The 15,921-nt window shown below is 68.0% G+C and carries 13 protein-coding genes and 2 tRNA genes; 5 read left to right on the forward strand and 10 right to left on the reverse strand.

Annotation, left to right across the window (positions count from 1 at the left end; translation table 11 throughout):
- Positions 1-73 precede the first annotated feature (73 nt).
- The gene (galK, locus tag IHE57_RS04755) at positions 74-1,384 is read right to left on the reverse strand and encodes a galactokinase (protein ID WP_209371217.1); all 1,311 of its coding nucleotides are present in this window, start codon (positions 1,382-1,384) and stop codon (positions 74-76) included.
- Entirely contained in the window at positions 1,381-2,547 is a 1,167-nt protein-coding gene (gene galT / locus IHE57_RS04760; RefSeq protein WP_209371219.1) for a galactose-1-phosphate uridylyltransferase, read from the reverse strand. The genes galK and galT overlap by 4 nt, the downstream gene beginning before the upstream one ends.
- A gap of 117 nt (positions 2,548-2,664) precedes the next feature.
- Here galT and IHE57_RS04765 point away from each other — a divergent pair, with 117 nt between their 5' ends.
- Both IHE57_RS04765 and IHE57_RS04770 read left to right on the forward strand, forming a co-directional pair.
- Positions 2,665-3,711 carry an aldose 1-epimerase family protein gene (locus IHE57_RS04765; RefSeq protein ID WP_209371221.1) on the forward strand — a complete coding sequence of 349 codons (1,047 nt, stop codon included), beginning with the start codon at positions 2,665-2,667 and terminating at the stop codon, positions 3,709-3,711.
- Between the two features lie 91 nt (positions 3,712-3,802).
- Positions 3,803-4,645, forward strand: coding sequence for a DUF4282 domain-containing protein (locus tag IHE57_RS04770; RefSeq protein ID WP_209371223.1), 843 nt, complete (start codon positions 3,803-3,805; stop codon positions 4,643-4,645).
- A gap of 154 nt (positions 4,646-4,799) precedes the next feature.
- Here IHE57_RS04770 and IHE57_RS04775 read toward each other — a convergent pair.
- The 6 genes from IHE57_RS04775 to IHE57_RS04800 form a co-directional block, all read right to left on the reverse strand.
- Positions 4,800-4,872, reverse strand: a tRNA-Glu gene (locus IHE57_RS04775).
- Positions 4,873-4,913: 41 nt separating this feature from the next.
- Positions 4,914-4,985, reverse strand: a tRNA-Gln gene (locus IHE57_RS04780).
- A 221-nt stretch (positions 4,986-5,206) separates the two neighbouring features.
- Positions 5,207-6,493: an alpha/beta fold hydrolase gene (locus IHE57_RS04785; protein WP_209371225.1), complete on the reverse strand. Its 1,287-nt coding sequence runs from the start codon at positions 6,491-6,493 to the stop codon at positions 5,207-5,209.
- Positions 6,490-7,902, reverse strand: a complete 1,413-nt coding sequence (gltX, locus tag IHE57_RS04790; RefSeq protein WP_253719922.1) for a glutamate--tRNA ligase — start codon at positions 7,900-7,902, stop codon at positions 6,490-6,492. Before gltX ends, IHE57_RS04785 begins: the two co-directional genes overlap by 4 nt.
- Before the next feature lie 237 nt (positions 7,903-8,139).
- The gene (locus IHE57_RS04795; protein ID WP_209371235.1) at positions 8,140-8,946 is read right to left on the reverse strand and encodes a fumarylacetoacetate hydrolase family protein; all 807 of its coding nucleotides are present in this window, start codon (positions 8,944-8,946) and stop codon (positions 8,140-8,142) included.
- A gap of 14 nt (positions 8,947-8,960) precedes the next feature.
- Positions 8,961-9,536, reverse strand: coding sequence for an NADPH-dependent FMN reductase (locus IHE57_RS04800; protein WP_366933852.1), 576 nt, complete (start codon positions 9,534-9,536; stop codon positions 8,961-8,963).
- A 130-nt stretch (positions 9,537-9,666) separates the two neighbouring features.
- On the opposite strand from IHE57_RS04800, the gene hrpB reads away from it, so the two are divergent.
- The 3 genes from hrpB to IHE57_RS04815 all read left to right on the forward strand — a co-directional run bounded on the left by hrpB (position 9,667) and on the right by IHE57_RS04815 (position 14,406).
- Positions 9,667-12,342, forward strand: coding sequence for an ATP-dependent helicase HrpB (hrpB, locus tag IHE57_RS04805; RefSeq protein WP_209371237.1), 2,676 nt, complete (start codon positions 9,667-9,669; stop codon positions 12,340-12,342).
- Between the two features lie 77 nt (positions 12,343-12,419).
- Positions 12,420-13,271, forward strand: a complete 852-nt coding sequence (locus IHE57_RS04810) for a 3-methyladenine DNA glycosylase (RefSeq protein ID WP_253719923.1) — start codon at positions 12,420-12,422, stop codon at positions 13,269-13,271.
- Positions 13,272-13,350: 79 nt separating this feature from the next.
- Positions 13,351-14,406: an alcohol dehydrogenase catalytic domain-containing protein gene (locus IHE57_RS04815; protein ID WP_209371239.1), complete on the forward strand. Its 1,056-nt coding sequence runs from the start codon at positions 13,351-13,353 to the stop codon at positions 14,404-14,406.
- Positions 14,407-14,440: 34 nt separating this feature from the next.
- On the opposite strand, the gene IHE57_RS04820 is transcribed toward IHE57_RS04815, so the two are convergent.
- Together IHE57_RS04820 and thyX are read right to left on the reverse strand one after the other, a co-directional pair.
- Positions 14,441-15,016: a maltokinase N-terminal cap-like domain-containing protein gene (locus IHE57_RS04820; protein WP_209371240.1), complete on the reverse strand. Its 576-nt coding sequence runs from the start codon at positions 15,014-15,016 to the stop codon at positions 14,441-14,443.
- A 35-nt stretch (positions 15,017-15,051) separates the two neighbouring features.
- Positions 15,052-15,837 carry an FAD-dependent thymidylate synthase gene (thyX, locus tag IHE57_RS04825; RefSeq protein ID WP_209371241.1) on the reverse strand — a complete coding sequence of 262 codons (786 nt, stop codon included), beginning with the start codon at positions 15,835-15,837 and terminating at the stop codon, positions 15,052-15,054.
- Positions 15,838-15,921 lie beyond the last annotated feature (84 nt).

The raw sequence follows: 15,921 nt of genomic DNA on the forward strand, positions 1-15,921 counted from the left end.
CCCGGACAGCACCCTAGGGGCCTGAGATCGGGAAGTTCCGCGCCCGAGAGGCCTGAGCAGCGCCGGACAGCGCTCAGCCGATTCGGCCGGCGCCGCGGCCGGCGCTGACGGCGAAGATGTCGGGGGCCGCGAAACCGGTCTCGGCGAACGCCGCGGTCACGGCCGCACCCACCACATCGGCATCGTCTGCGTCGATGAGGGCGATCGCCGAACCTCCGAAGCCGCCGCCGATCATCCGGGCACCGATCGCCCCGGCCGCCATCGCCGCCTCGACCGCGGTGTCGAGCTCGGCGCATGAGACCTCGTAGTCACGGGCCAGCGAATCGTGGGAGGCGCACAGGAGCTCGCCGATCCCCCGGATCCTGTCGCCGGCGCCTTCCAGGAGTTCGCCGGCGCCTTCCAGACGTTCGCCGGCGCCTTCCAGGAGTTCGCCGGCACTTTCCAGGAGTTCGACTGTGGTCCGGACGCGGGCGTTCTCGCCCATCACATGCCGCACCCGTTTCCGCTGTTCCTCCGTGAGTCGGCCGAGGTCGGTTCCCTCGTCGACTTCGCGCAGGCTCTCGACGCCGAAGAGCCCCGCGGCTTCCTCGCAGGTCCGTCTCCGGTCGCCGTAGCCGCTCTCGCTGTGGGAGTGGGAGACACGAGTGTCGATGACGAGCAGCCGCAGCCCTTCGGCGTCGAGGTCGAAGGGGACGTGCCGGATGCTGAGATCTTGGCAGTCGAGGAAGAGCGCATGCCCGGCTTCGGTCATGATGGAGGCGGCCTGGTCGACGATGCCGGTCGGTGCGCCGACGAAGTCGTTCTCGGCCCGCTGGGTCAGCAGCACCTTCTCCCGGTGGCTGAGACCGAGATCGAAGACTTCGTCGAGGGCGATGAGGACCGCCACCTCGAGGGCATGGGAAGAGGACAGTCCGGCTCCGACGGGCACGGTCGACTCGATGTAGAGGTCGACGCCGCCGATGACGTTGCCTGTCGTCTTGGCGATCTCGTCGACGACGCCCGCGGGATGGCTGAGCCAGCCGCGGAGCTCTCCGGGCACGAGCTCCTCTGCCGTGAACTGGCCGCACAGCCGCTGACCGGAGCCGTCCCGGTGGTCGGAGACGATGCGGATGCTCTCCTCGCACCGAGGCGGCTCCGCGATCGCCGGTTCCCAAACGTCGTCGGCAGCCCCGGCATGCGTCTGCCTCCGGGGCCGACGGCCGATGGCCACATGCACTGCCCTGTCGATGGCGATCGGCAGGACGAGTCCGTTGTTGTAATCCGTATGCTCACCGATGAGGTTGACCCGTCCGGGGGCACGAAAGCAACCCAGCGGCGGATAGCCGAACAGCGCGACGAATTCGTCGGCCAGGCTCGCGGCAGTCGGGGTCGATGCCGCGCTCATCGCTGTGCCTGCTCGTGTGCGGACGTCGCCGACCCTGGCACGGAAGCTCCCGCAGTTCGAGCAGGGGTGACTGCGCGGAGTCTCGCCGCGGTCTCCTCGGCCGAGACGTCTCCGACGAAGGCACCCATGGCTGCTTCGGATCCGGCGAGGAACTTGAGCTTGTTCTCGGCTCGCCTGGGGCTGGTGATCTCGAGATGCATCCATTCGGCCGACCGGTCCTCGCAGTTGACCGGCGCCTGATGCCAGGCCGCGATATAGGGAGTGGGCGTCGGGTAGAGACCGTCGATGCGCTGCAGCACCTCGGGGTAGACACGAGCGAGATCATCCCGTTCGGCCGCGTCGAGTTCGTCGAGGCCGGCCACCTGCCGATGGGGGACGATGTGGACCTCGATCGGCCAGCGCGCGGCGAAGGGCACGAAGGCGGAGAAGTGCTCGGATCCGAGGACCATCCGCTCCCCCGAATCGCGTTCGAAGGAGAGGATGTCCCCCATCAGGGGCCTGCCGGTCTCGCGTCGATGCCGCTGCGCCCTGGCCGTCGTGATCGCGGTGTGTGGGGTGACATAGGGATAAGCATAGATCTGCCCGTGCGGGTGGTTCATCGTCACACCGATCTCCTCGCCGCGATTCTCGAACACGAAGACCTGCTCGATGCCGGGCAGTGCCGAGAGTTCGGCAGTCCGGTTCGCCCAGGCGTCGATGACGGTGCGGGCACGGACCCGACCGAGCCCGGCGAAGGAGCCGTCGTGCTGGGAGGAGAAGACGACGACTTCGCAGCGACCGAAGGCCGGCGCCGACAGCGAAGCGCTGGACAGAGCCTCGGCCGAGACCGGAGGGACCTCGCCGAGGTCGGGCCCGAGCGAGGGGAACCGGTTCTCGAAGACCACGACGTCGAAGTCGGCGGCCGGGATCTCGGTGGGACGGTGGTCGGAGGTGGGACACAGCGGGCACTCGGCAGCAGCGGGCAGATGCGTGCGCGTCTGCCGATGAGTGGCCACGGCCACCCATTCGCCGGTCAGCGCATCGAAGCGAAGCGTGCCGCTGTCGGGCCTGGGTGCGCCGGGGCGGGGATCGTCGAAGATCGCCGGAGCGGACGAGTCCGGGTCCTGGAAGAACAGAACCTCACGGCCGTCGGACAGTGTCGCTCGATGATGTGGCGATGTCATCAGACCTCCCAAAACTGATCATTTTCGATCATAATGCTAACACCTGGTGTCCTCAGCGGGGCCTGGGCGTAGGATATTCGGAACCGACATCCCAACCGCCGCCGATTCCGGAGCCGCATGACTGCCAGCATCGAACTCATCTGCGAGGACTCTTCGGTGCTCGTCTCCCCCACTGGCGCGAGCCTGCACCGCTACACCGTGGGCGAGCGTGCGGTTGTGGTTTCGATGGGCACCTTCGACGGCGCGGTGCTCGCCCCCTGGCCCAACCGGATCGCCGATGGCCGATACGACTTCGAAGGCCGCAGCCATCAGCTGCCGATCACCGAGCCCGCACGCCGCACAGCCCTGCACGGCCTCGTCGCCGAAGCCGACTGGACCGTGGTCGAGGCGGATGAGTCCTCGGTGAGGCTCGAACTCGCACTGGAGCCGACTCAGGGGCATCCATTCCCGTTCGCACTGAGTATGGCTTACGACCTTCGCGACGACGGCCTGCGGATCCGCGCCGAGGCGCGCAACACGGGATCGCACCGGGCCCCGTTCGGCTTCGGCTTCCATCCGTGGTTCGCACCCGGCGCGCATGCAGGCTCCTCTGACAGAGTCGACGATTCCTGCGACAGAGTCGACGATTCCTGCGATAGAGTCGACGACGCTCAACTGGTCGTTCCTGCCGCGGCCTGGCTCGAGACCGATGAGCGTCTCATCCCGACCGGCGTCCGCCCCTTCGACGACGGCACGGTCGTCCCCGTCGACCACGGCGTCGAGGAATCCGACTGCATCGTCTGCAAGGACTTCCGAGCGCTGCGCACGATCGGCGCCACGCAGCTCGATGACTCCTTCAGCGCACCGAGGCGCGACGTCGACGGCTGGTCGCGGGCGCGTGTGAGGGGCACCGATGACCGCGAGATCGTCATCGGCATCGGTCCGGGTTTCCGAACGTGGCAGGTGTACACCGGTGACGGCCTCGAGGCCGCTCTGGCCCGCCGGGCGATTGCGATCGAGCCGATGACCTGCCCGCCGAATGCCTTCGCATCCGGCGTCGAGGGCGAGGACTTCGATGTCGTCGAACCCGGCGGCACGCTGACCGTCGAGTGGAGCATCTCCCTGGCACCGGACGGCAACGCCTCACCATCGGCCGACGGAGTCGCGAGTCCCCCTTCCGCCTGACAGCGATCCTTCCTCGCACAAGGGTGCCCTGATAAGTTGCGGTTACAGGCAGATTGCCAGTGACTGCATCCAATCCGCGAGAGGGACGATCATGTCGACACCGCAGAACCCGAACGACCCGGACAACGGCCAGGCACAGGATCAGAATCCTGCCGACCCGATCCCGAACGGCCAGGAGCCCGACTCCGGCGACCAGGGACAGGAGCATCCGACCATGCAGGATCCGCAGGCCGGCTTCCAGCAGGGCACCTATGACCCGAACGCCCATGGCTCCTACCAGCCGGGGGCCGCACAGCCCGACTACGATCAGCCCGGCCAGGCGGCACAGGGCCCCGGCTACGACCAGCCGGGCCAGGCGGCGCAGGACCCGGGCTACGACCAGCCGGGCCAGACGGCGCAGAACCCGGGCTACGACCAGCCAGGCGCCTATTCGCAGCCAGGCGCCTATTCGCAGCCAGGCGCCTATTCGCAGCTAGGGGACTATTCCCAACCGGGTGCCTATTCTCAGCCCGGTCCCTATCAGCCGGGAGCAGCCTACCCGCAGGGCTATCCTCAAGCCGCCTATGGTCAGCCCCACGGCGCGACGACGGGCGAGAAGGGCTTCTTCAAGTCGCTGTTCGATATCCGCTTCGACAGCTTCATCGCGGTCAAGTGGGCGGGCTTCATCTACATCATCGCGATCATCGTCGCCGCGCTCTCCTACCTGGGCACCATCGTCGCCGGCATCAGCGCGGGCATCGCAGCCGGCTCCGCCGCTAGCTATTTCACCGACGGCCCGAGCTTCAATGTGCTGCCGCTGATCCTGTCGATCCTCTTCGGCTGGATCATCCCGGCACTGTGGGTCATCGGAGTCCGCCTCGTCCTCGAACTCATCGTCTCGAACATCAAGACCGCCGAGAACACGAAGAGGATCGCCGACTCCGTCGCCCGCTGAGGCCCTTGCGGCCGAGAGCTCGGTCTGCGACAGACAGCTCGAGATGTACCCAGAGCTGTCTGTCGCAGATGGGGCCGTCGACGGATCCGCCGCGGGAGAGCACCCGTGAATTAGAGCGAGCCCCACATCGACGTATCGATGCAGGGCTCTGCCGTACCCCCGAGCAGATTCGAACTGCCGTTACCGCCTTGAGAGGGCGGCGTCCTAGGCCACTAGACGACGGGGGCTTAGGAACAACACACCTGGAGCGACCTCCGGATGATGTCCGCTGGGCTACCAGGACTTGAACCTAGACTAAATGAACCAGAATCACTCGTGCTGCCAATTACACCATAGCCCACTGTCTTTCAAGGCCATCCCCGTGGAGATTTCCCTGAGCAACGAGATATAACTCTACACAAGCACCCCGCCCGACGACAAATCCCAGAGCCCTTTTTCGGTGTGACCTTCTTAACACCGCGGCGCGGGCCCGGAACCGCCGGTGACCAGCAGCCGCGCAGGCCCGGAACCGCCGGTGACCAGCAGCCGCACGGCTGCCGATCACCGGCGTCGGCACGCCCCTCAGCCTCGCGCGAGGCCGATGAGCCGGTCGAGCACCCGGTATCCGTCGGCGCGCAGGCCGTTGTGCTCGTATTCGTTCGTCACCCACGGTTCGACCCCGCCGAGGTGCTCGACCGTGGCCAGCGAATGCTCCACGGGCACATAGGCGTCCTCGAAGTACACTGCCGCCGCGCCGCGCACATCGGCCGCCTGCAGCGCAGCGACATCGTACAGCTGCGGCCACTGACGCCCGGCCACGAGCTCGGCCACCTCGGCGAAGGGAGTCAGCTCGGGATCCTCGTGCAGGGACTCCGGTCCCGCATGCTCTCCCGCCAGCAGGGTGAGGTCCTCGCGCACCTGGTCGGGCATGGCGCGTCGGGCCGCCCAGTTCGTCGTCGACCCATCGGCCCAGCAGGACTCGTGCACGATCGCATAGAGCGGATTTCGCCCCGAGAACGGCAGCGCCGCCGCCAGGTCGTGCCGGAACGCCGCCGAGGCCGGGTCCAGGTCGAGCAGGTAGTGCAGCTTCTCGGGCCCGTCCGAGGAACCGAGGTAGTGACCGAGGAGGCGGATGCGCTCCCCGGTCGCCCGTGCTCCGCCGGGCAGGGCGATCCCGTCTCCGGATTCGGCGAGGTCGATCAGTCGTGCCATCCTCTCCCGGTCTCCGGGGAACGCACGGTAGTGCTGCTCGGATTTGCGGATCATCCCCTGCCAGGTCCGCCCGTAGATGGCGGCCGGGTCGATGCCGATCGCCGGCAGACCGCCGGTGAAGTACACCTCGTCGAGCGAGGAGGCATGGGCGGAGACATAGCGCAGGGCGGTGAAGCCGCCGAAGGACTGCCCCAGCAGGGACCAGGAGTCCACGCCGAGGTGGTTCCGCAGGATCTCCGCGTCCTCGACGATCGAGTCGGCCCGGAAGCATGCGAGCGCCTCGGCGATCGCGGACGGGTCCTCCCCCACCGCTTCGAGACCGGTGATGGAACCGGCTGTGGAGCCGATGGGGCTCGACCGGCCGGTGCCGCGCTGGTCGAGCATGATGACCTGGAAGTCCTCGAGCGCACGCGCGAGCCAACTGCCGGGGCTCACCGGCGTGACCGGACGCGGGGCCTCGACTCCCGGCCCGCCCTGCAGGAAGACGAGGCAGGGCTTCTGACTGTCCGCCTCGGTGGCGATGATCCGCGCGAAGACGTTGAGCGTCTCCGGCAGGCTCACCTGCGCACGTCCGAAGTGGTCGAACCCGGCGTCGAAGGTCACGTCGCGGAAGTGCAGGCCCCCGCGTGTCCAGGAGTGCTGGTCGACCGCGCTCACAGCTGTGCGGCCAGGGCTCTGAGGCGCTTGAGTGAGGAGTCCTTGCCGAGGATCTCCATCGACTCGAACAGCGGCGGGGAGACCTTGCGGCCGGAGACGGCGACGCGCAGCGGACCGTAGGCAAGTCGCGGTTTGATCTCCATTTCGGTCACGAGCTTCGCCGAGAGCACCTCCTCGAGCTTCGCCGTCGTCCACTCCTCCAGTCCTTCGAGGACGTCGATCGAGGCGGCGAGTACCTCGGGCGCGGAGTCCTTGAGCGTCTTCATCCCGTCCTCGGCTATGACCAGATCCGCGTCGGAGGTGAAGAGGAACGCCAGCAGATCGGGGGCTTCGGCGAGCAGCTTCATCCGGGTCTGCACGAGCGGTGCCGCCTGGTCGAGCACGGCCAGCTGAGCGTCCGTCGGTTCGGCGGGCAGCACCTCGGCGGCCTGGAGATAGGGCACGAGGCGGTCGCGGAAGTCGGTGGGCTCGAGGAGGCGGATGTGGTCGGCATTGATGGCGGTGGCCTTCTTCACATCGAAGCGGGCCGGGTTGGGCAGGACATCGTGGATGTCGAACGCCTCGGTGAATTCCGCGACGCTGAAGACGTCGCGGTCAGGTGCGATGGACCAGCCCAGCAGCGCGAGGTAGTTGATGAGCCCCTCGGGGATGAACCCGTTCTCGCGGTGGAGGAACAGGTTCGATTCGGGATCGCGCTTCGACAGCTTCTTGTTCCCTGCCCCCATGACATAGGGCAGGTGACCGAACTCGGGCGTCGCCTCGGCGACTCCGATGGCCTTGAGTGATTCGTAGAGGGCGATCTGACGCGGGGTGGAGGACAGGATGTCCTCACCGCGCAGCACATGGGTGATGCCCATGAGCGCATCGTCGACGGGGTTGACCAGGGTGTACAGCGGCTGGCCGTTCGCGCGGACGACGACGTAGTCGGGTACGGAGCCGGCCTTGAACGTGATCTCTCCGCGGACCAGGTCGGTGAAGGTGATGTCCTCATCGGGCATGCGCACCCGCCATACGGGCTCGCGGCCCTCGGCGCGGAAGGCGGCTTTCTGCTCCTCGCTCAGATCGCGATCGAACCCGTCGTAGCCGAGCTTCGGGTCGCGCCCGGCTGCCCGGTGACGGGCTTCGACCTCTTCGTTCGTCGAGTAGGACTCGTAGATGTGCCCGCCGGCCTTGAGCTTCTCGATGACCTCGGCGTAGATCTCACTGCGCTGGGACTGACGGTAGGGACCGTTGTCACCGCCGACCTCGATGCCTTCATCCCAGTCCAGTCCCAGCCATTTGAGGGCTTCGACGACCTGCCCGAAGCTCTCCTCGGAGTCGCGGGCGGCGTCGGTGTCCTCGATGCGGAAGACGAACTTCCCGCCGGTGTGCTTGGCGTAGGCCCAGTTGAACAGGGCCGTGCGGACCATGCCGACGTGAGGGGTGCCGGTGGGTGATGGGCAGAAACGAACTTTGACGCTCACGATTGTCCTTCTGTGATGTGTGCTGTGTGAGTCTGTGATGTGTGCTGTGTGAGTCTGTGATGTGTGCTGTGTGAGTCTGTGGTGCGTGGTATGGGAGCCGGCGGGATGCGGCGGCGCGGATCGAGCCGGTGCCGCGGGCCGCGCCGGTGCCGCCGGGAGCGGATTCGCCGAGGCGGTCCTGCCTCAGGCGTCCATGACCGGGTTCGACAGAACCCCGAGGCCCTCGATGGCGATGTCGACGCGGTTGCCCGCGACGATCTGGCCGACTCCGGCCGGCGTCCCGGTGAGGATGACATCGCCGGGCAGCAGCGTGATCGTCTCGGACAGGTGCTCGATGAGGGTCGGGATGTCGAAGATGAAGTCAGCGGTGGTGCCGTCCTGCTTCTGATCCCCGTCGACCCAGGACCGGATGCTGACATCGTCGACGTCGAGGTCGGTTTCGATCCAGGGCCCCAGCGGGCAGGAGGTGTCGAAGCCCTTGGCCCTGGACCACTGCTTGTCGGCCTTCTGGATGTCGCGGAGGGTGACGTCGTTGCTGGCCGTGAAGCCGAGGACGTGGTCCATGGCGTTCTCGGCCCTCACCCCCTTGGCCACGCGTCCGATGATCACGGCGAGCTCGGCCTCATAGGAGACGTATTCGCTGATGGCGGGCAGTCGGATGGGGTCGCCGGGACCGATGACCGAGGTGTTCGGCTTGAAGAAGGTCAGCGGAGAGGCCGGCACCTCATTGCCGAGTTCAGCGGCGTGATCGGCGAAGTTGCGGCCGACGCCGATGACCTTCGAGCGCGGCAGGATGGGACTGACCAGACGCACATCGTCGAGCTTGAGCCTCTCCCCCGTCGATTGGGCCGGCGAGAAGAACGGGTCCGAGTCGAGAACGGCGAGTTCGAGGCCGGAGGTGTCCCAGGTCCCGTCGGTGATCGGCGGCACCTCACCCTCGACGACTCCGTACTTGGGTTCATCCTGATGCACAAATCTGGCAATACGCATGTGCCCCAGTCTAGTCAGTGCGTCGGCGCGCCGATCACCGCGGCCAATGCGCGTGCTGCGGACTCGAGTTCCTCGCGGCTGCGGGCGACCACCTCGGCGGGGCGGCTGAGGGACCCGCTGGGTGCGTAGTCGTCCGGCGCGATGAGCAGCTGAGGCTGTTCGTCGGTGACCTCCATGCCCACGAAGCGGAGGATCTGATCGAGCTGCGCGGCCGCCTGCGCACCGCCGTGACCGCCGTAGCTGACGATCGTCGCGGGACGGTCCTTCCATTCGACGAAGAGGTAGTCGATGGCGTTCTTCAGGCCCGCCGGATAGCCGCTGTTGTACTGCGGTGTGAGGAAGACGAGCCCATCGGAGGCGAGGATCTCCTCGGCCCAGGCCAGGGTGTGGGCGTGCTCGTAGTCGTGCAGAGCCGCCATCCGCGGTTCGTCGAGCAGCGGCAGAGCGAGCTCGCGCAGATCGAGGATCCGGACGTCCGCGTCGACGGCCTCGGACATGACGGCGGCGATGGAATCGGCGAGCTGCCGGCCGATGCGCACCGTTCGGGTGCTGCCGACGATGATGCTGATGCGGGGGCGGGTGTGCGACACGATAGATCCTCCTGTTTGTCGGGCATCAGGCTGCAGGGTGCAGAGTCCCGATGCGCTGGGCATTCGCCCAACACAGTTGAATCTTGAACTATTCCGCGGGGCGTCCGCTCCCACCTGCGACACTGGAACCATGCACAATCCGTCGCATGTGTCTCCTCCCCCTCGCCCCGAGGGAGTTCCTGCCACGACCGAGGCCTCCGGGACCTTCGATCTCGCGGCCATCGGTGCCGGGTTGCCCGCCGCCGCGCTCGTCGAGCAGCTCGCCGTCGCCGAGGCGGGCCCCTTCCCCCGCCTCGTCGTCGAGGCTCCTCCCGGCACCGGCAAGACCACGCTCGTGCCCCCGCTCATCGCCGAATACCTGGACAGCCGAGCCGCCGTGCGAGCCGGCGCCGACAGCACCGATGTCGGGCCGCGCCGCGTCATCGTCACCCAGCCGCGACGGATGGCCGCCCGTGCCGCCGCCCGGCGGCTGGCTGCCCTCACGGGCACCCGCCTCGGCGAGGAGATCGGCTTCACGGTCCGCGGCGAGGCGCGGACCTCGGCGCGGACCCGCATCGAATTTGTCACCACCGGTGTGCTCCTGAATCGGCTGCTGCGCGACCCCGAGCTCGGCGGAGCCTCGGCGGTCGTCCTCGATGAGGTGCACGAACGTCAGCTCGACACGGACCTCGTCTTCGCGATGTGCCGGGAACTCATCGACTTGCGCGAGGACCTCGCACTCGTCGTCATGTCGGCGACCCTTGACGCCGGCCTGTGGGCTGAGAAGTTCGACGCGGTGCGGCTGTCGGCAGCTGCCGAGGCGCATCCCCTCGAGATCCGGTGGGCACCGGCGCAGGAGAAGCCGCTCGATGCCCGGGGTGTGAGCCGGGACTTCCTCGACCACATCGCGCAGACGACGGTCGCAGCGCTGTCGCAGGACAGCGGCGATGTCCTCGTCTTCGCTCCCGGTGCTCGTGAGGTCGAGGAGGTCGCCGCCCGCATCCGTCGCGGCCTGCCCGAGGGCTCCGCGGCAGACAGTGCCGACATCGAGGTGCACACCCTCACCGGCCGGACCCCGGCGAAGGAGCAGGATGGGATCCTGCGGCCCCGCACCTGCAGGGCGGGTGGGCGCCGCGTCATCGTCTCGACGGCAGTTGCGGAATCGGCCCTGACGGTTCCCGGGGTCCGCATCGTCGTCGATTCGGGTCTGGCGCGCGGCCCGCGCTTGGACACCCGCCGGCGGATGTCGGGACTCGTGACGATGCGGGAGTCGAAGGCCTCGGGGACTCAACGCGCGGGTCGCGCCGCCCGACAGGGACCCGGCATCGCGTACCGCTGCATGAGTGAGGCCGATTGGGCAGGTCTGCCCGAGCACACACCCGCCGAGATCTCGACAGCCGATCTCACCTCGGCGGTCCTCCAGCTCGCAGTGTGGGGCGGGGACGAGTCCCTGCTGCCCGAACCGATGCCCGAGGGACCGCGGAAGCTGGCGATCGGCAACCTCACAGCCATCGGGGCGGTCGAATCCGCCGAGGCGGGTGCCGGCAGCGCACGGCTGATCGTCACCGAACTCGGACGCACGATCGCCCGGATTCCCGCCTTCGTCTGGTCGGCCAGGGGGCTTCTCGACGGAGCCGCGCTGCTGTCGCCGACCGCTGCCGCCGAGGCGATCGCCGTCATCGAATCCGAACAGCGTGCCCCGGGCGCCGACCTCACCGCGCTGCTGCGCCAACTGCGCCGGAGCAGGGATCCTCGCTTCGGTCAGGACACGAAGCGGTTCGCAGGGCTGGCCGCGGAAATCTCGCCGACATCGGCGGGCACCCACACGGCTCTCGATCCGGACGATCTCGGGCTCGTCACCGCTCTGTCCCAGCCGCTGCAGATCGCCCGGCTGCGCAGCGCCTCGGAGTCCGAATACCTGCTCGCCTCGGGGACGGCCGCGACGCTGCCGCGCGATTCGTCTCTCACAGGCGCTGCATGGTTGGCGATCTCCGAGGTCGGGCTGGTCGGTTCCAGAGCGCTCATCCGCGCGGCTGCCATCATCGACCAGGACACTGCCGAGCTCGCCGGTGCCGGGCTGCTGGCCGCGGAGGAGACCGCGGTGTTCGACCAAGGACGGGTGCGAGCGGTGCGCCGGACCCGCCTCGGCGGGATCGAACTCTCGGCCACACCGATCACAGCCGGTCCCGAACTGGCACGCACGGCGATCGCCGAATCCGTACGCACCCGCGGAGCACGCGAAGTGCTGCGTCCCTCGGACTCCTTCGAATCCCTGCGTGCCCGGCTCGGCCTGCTCCGCTCCGTCTTCGGCGAGCCCTGGCCGGACGTGCGCTGGTCACACCTGGAGCAGACTCTGACCGACTGGTGCCCGGACGCGCTCGACCGGATGGCGAAGGGCTCGGATCCCGCCCGGGTGGACCTCGTATCGGCTCTGCGGACCCTGCTTCCCTGGCCGGAAGCCGCACGGCTTCGCGAATTGGTCCCGGAAGCGCTCGAGGTGCCCAGCGGATCGCGCATCCGCCTGGACTACCCGGATCCCGAACGGGCCGATGACGGTCCGGTTCTCGCGGTCAAGCTCCAGGAGTGCTTCGGCTGGGAGACGGTCCCGCACATCTGCGATGGGAGGGTGCCGGTCACCCTCCATCTGCTCTCCCCCGCCCGACGTCCGCTCGCCGTGACCGCCGATCTCGCCTCCTTCTGGGCCAATGCGTACTCACAGGTGCGCGCCGAGAACCGGGGACGCTATCCGAAGCACCCCTGGCCGGAGGACCCGCTGGGCGCACCCGCGACGCGGGGCACGAAGCGGTCTGGGACAATGAACCGGTGACCTCAGCACCCGCCCGTCCTGCCGCGCCGATGACCTTCGGCCGAGGCGATGTCCTGCCCGCCCGCACCTGGCGGCGGATGCGGGACGAGCACGCCGCGGCGGTCGCCGCGCGCACCGATGCGCACATCGCCCGCCGGATGCGCGGAGAGGCCCATCCCGTCGAGGACTTCCTGTTCACCTACTATCCGTTCAAGGTCGGGCAGCTGGCGAAGTGGAACCCCGGACCCGGCATCCGCCTCGAGCTCGACACCGAGGCCGATCGCCAGTGCTTCGATCGTCGCTGGTACCGCATCAACCGCGCAGGCACGAACGCCGAGTTCGATCTCGACGCCTGGCAGGCCGATCGGGGGGACGGAGCGAAGTTCATCGCCTCGCTCCTCGCCGCCACCCTGCACCGGGAAGCGAACTTCGGCTGCTTCGGGATCCATGAATGGGCGATGGTCTACCGGCTGAGCGAGGAAGAGCGCCGCCATCAGCAGGTGCCGCTGCGTCTCAGCCCGGCCGAGACCGATGCCGTGGTCGAGGGCCATCGCATCCAGTGCTCGCACCATGATGCCTTCCGCTTCTTCACCGAACCGGCACGGCCGCTGAACACGCTGCAGCCGAGCCGGTCCGGCATGATCGACAACGAACAGCCCGGGTGCCTGCATGCGGGCATGGACCTCTACAAATGGGCGATGAAGATCGGACCGGTCGCGCCCTCGGCTCTCGTCCTCGACTGCTTCGATCTCGCCCTCGACATCCGCACCTTGGACATGGAGGCCTCTCCCTATGACCTGCGCGGATGGGGTTACGGAGTCGTCGCCGTCGAGACCGCAGCGGGCAAGGCCGAGTACATGCACCGGCAGAAGGAGTTCTCCGCACGCGCGCAGGCGCTCCGCCAGCGGCTGCTCGAGGCCCTGGGATCCGCAGGCGTGCGACCGCGCTGAACGCTGCGCTGAACGGGGGCGGACTTCACAGACTGGACACGATCGGCACTCGGCTGGCGTGCCGCCTACTCTCGACGTCATGCGCGCCATCGTCTTCGAAGAGTTCTCCGCCCGTCCCGAGCTGCGGGACATCGCTGCTCCGGTCGCCCCCGCTGCCGGCGTCGTCATCGACGTGGAGGCCACAGGGGTGTGCCGCAGCGATCATCACGCCTGGACCGGTCACGACGATTCGGTCCGCCTGCCGCACGTTCCCGGGCATGAGCTGGTCGGTCGAGTCGCCTCGACGGGGGACGGTGTGGAGGAATTCCATGTCGGTCAGCGGGTGACCGTGCCCTTCGTCTGCGGGTGCGGCCGCTGTCGCTGGTGCCGCTCCGGCAATGCGCAGGTCTGCCCCGATCAGACCCAGCCGGGCTTCACCCATTTCGGGTCGTGGGCCGAGCAGGTCATCATCCACCAGGCCGATGCGAACCTCGTGTCCGTGCCCGAGGAACTGCCTGCCGCCGCCGTGGTCGGACTCGGCTGTCGATTCGTCACCGCCTTCCACGGACTGCGCGTGCGGGCGGAGCTGACCGCCGGTGAAACGGTGGCCGTGTTCGGCTGCGGGGGCGTGGGACTGTCGGCGATCATGATCGCTCGAGCCCTCGGCGCCGAGGTCGTGGCCGTCGACATCAGCGAGGCCGCGCTCTCGTCCGCCCGTCGTCTCGGTGCCGTTCGAACCATCGACGCCGGCGGACTGAGCCCGGAGGAGCTGAGCGCCGAGGTCGTCTCCCAGGTTCACGGCGAGTGCCCGGACGGGGTGGCCGTCACCGTCGACGCGCTGGGCCGTGAGGACACGATCCGGGCGGCCATCGGCGCTCTGGCGCCTTTGGGGCGGCATGTGCAGATCGGTCTGCTGCCGCAGGCGCCGATCGTCGATCTGCCGCGCGTGATCGCACTCGAACTCAGTGTGCTCGGCTCCCACGGCATGGCCGCCGCCGACTATCCCGAGCTCGTCGACCTCGTGGTGCAGGGGCGACTGCGCCCGCAGGATCTCGTCACCACCGTCATCGGCCTCGCTGACGCGCCGGAGGCGATGGAGGCCATGAGCCTGCCTGCGGCATCGGCCGGGATGACGATCATCGATCTGGCGCGGTGATCGCGTCCTCAGCTCCCACTATGACGGCGAGGATTCACACCATGACGGCGAGGACGACGGCCGCCTCCTGACCGGTCCAGCGCCCCAGCAGCCGACCCTCGGTTCCTTCGGCCGGTGAGTCGAGGCTCAGCCGGTGCAGCATTTCGACGTCGCCGGCTCCGGGCAGCGGGCCTGTCCCGAAGGCATGGGCCACCTCGGTGATCTCATCGATCCGCCGGCCTTCATCGTCGACGCGGAACTGCCTCGCCGAGGTTCCGGCCGTGACGATGGCCTCGTCGAGGCGCCGGCGGAAGACCGGATCGCCCATACCTGCGTAGACCCAGCGTTTGCCGAGCACGGAATGCTCCATGGTCGCGATCAGGTGCTCATCGGCACCGTCGAGCGGGGCTCCGCGGTAACTCAGCGGAACCTGGAAGTGGCGGTCGCCGCTGCGGACGATGTGCACTTCGAGGCCGACCTCACCGGCGGGATCATCGAATCGGTAGGACGTGGCCGGCTCCAGCGGCGCGGAACCGAGGTCGAGGTCGGCCGCCCAATCCTGTGCGGCCACCCATTCGGTGACGACCTCGAGCTTGCCGGGATTGAGCTGCGCGGCATAGATATCGGCCATGACGGTTCCTCCTGACGTCGGTGTTCGGGGCGGCCTCAGGCTTTGCGGGTGCCGGGGATCCACTCACCGTCGACGACCTCGTAGTCGGCGAAGACGGCGGGGGCTTCCTCCCGCATCACCTCGCCGATCTTGTTGAAGACGAGGCGGATCTCCTCTTCGGCGCCCTTGGCGGTGCGCATCTCGATGACGTGGCGCAGAGAGCGCAGGTTCGCGGTGTAGACGATGCCGGTGGCCAGCCCTTCGGGGGCGAAGCGGCGCATGAACGAGGTCATGTGCTTCTTGTGGGAGAACTTCGTGCCCTCCTCGTCGAGTGCGAAGTGCTCGGCCATCCACTTCTGATGCTCCTCGAGCGTGTCGAGGACCTTCAGCGAGCGTTCCATCAGCTCGGGATCCTCACGGGCCCATTCGGGGAACCAGAACGGGATGTCGGACAGGCGCACGTAGCGCAGGGACTCCTGCGAGAACGCGGAGCCGGCGCGGTGGCGGATGAGCTCGTGGGTGAGCACGCGGGAGACGTTGTGGAGGACGAAGGTGAAGTTCGCGTGTTCGAGCACGGAACCGTGCTGGGAACGCACGACATTGCCCAGGTACTGAGCGGAATCGGTGCGCACTCGGGAGACGTTCGGATTGAGTCCGGGCTCCCAGGAGCGGTAGCACATGCGGCCGGAGAACTCGAGGAGATCCTCGGCGTCGGGCGAATCGGCCTCTTCGACGCGATCGGCCCAGTTGTTGCCGCCCACCTCATCGAGGTACGTCCTCATCGCTTCCCAATCGATGCTGGGTTTGGCGAGCAGTTCAACGGACGGTTCGACCTGGCGCATGGCTCTCCTTGTGCAGGGTGCAGTTGTTCGGGTGCAGAGTGCAGTCGTTCAGCGGTGGAGTGTGATTCCCAATCCTACAGACCC

The sequence above is a fragment of the Brevibacterium renqingii genome (assembly GCF_017808105.1).
Taxonomy (GTDB): Bacteria; Actinomycetota; Actinomycetes; order Actinomycetales; family Brevibacteriaceae; genus Brevibacterium; species Brevibacterium renqingii.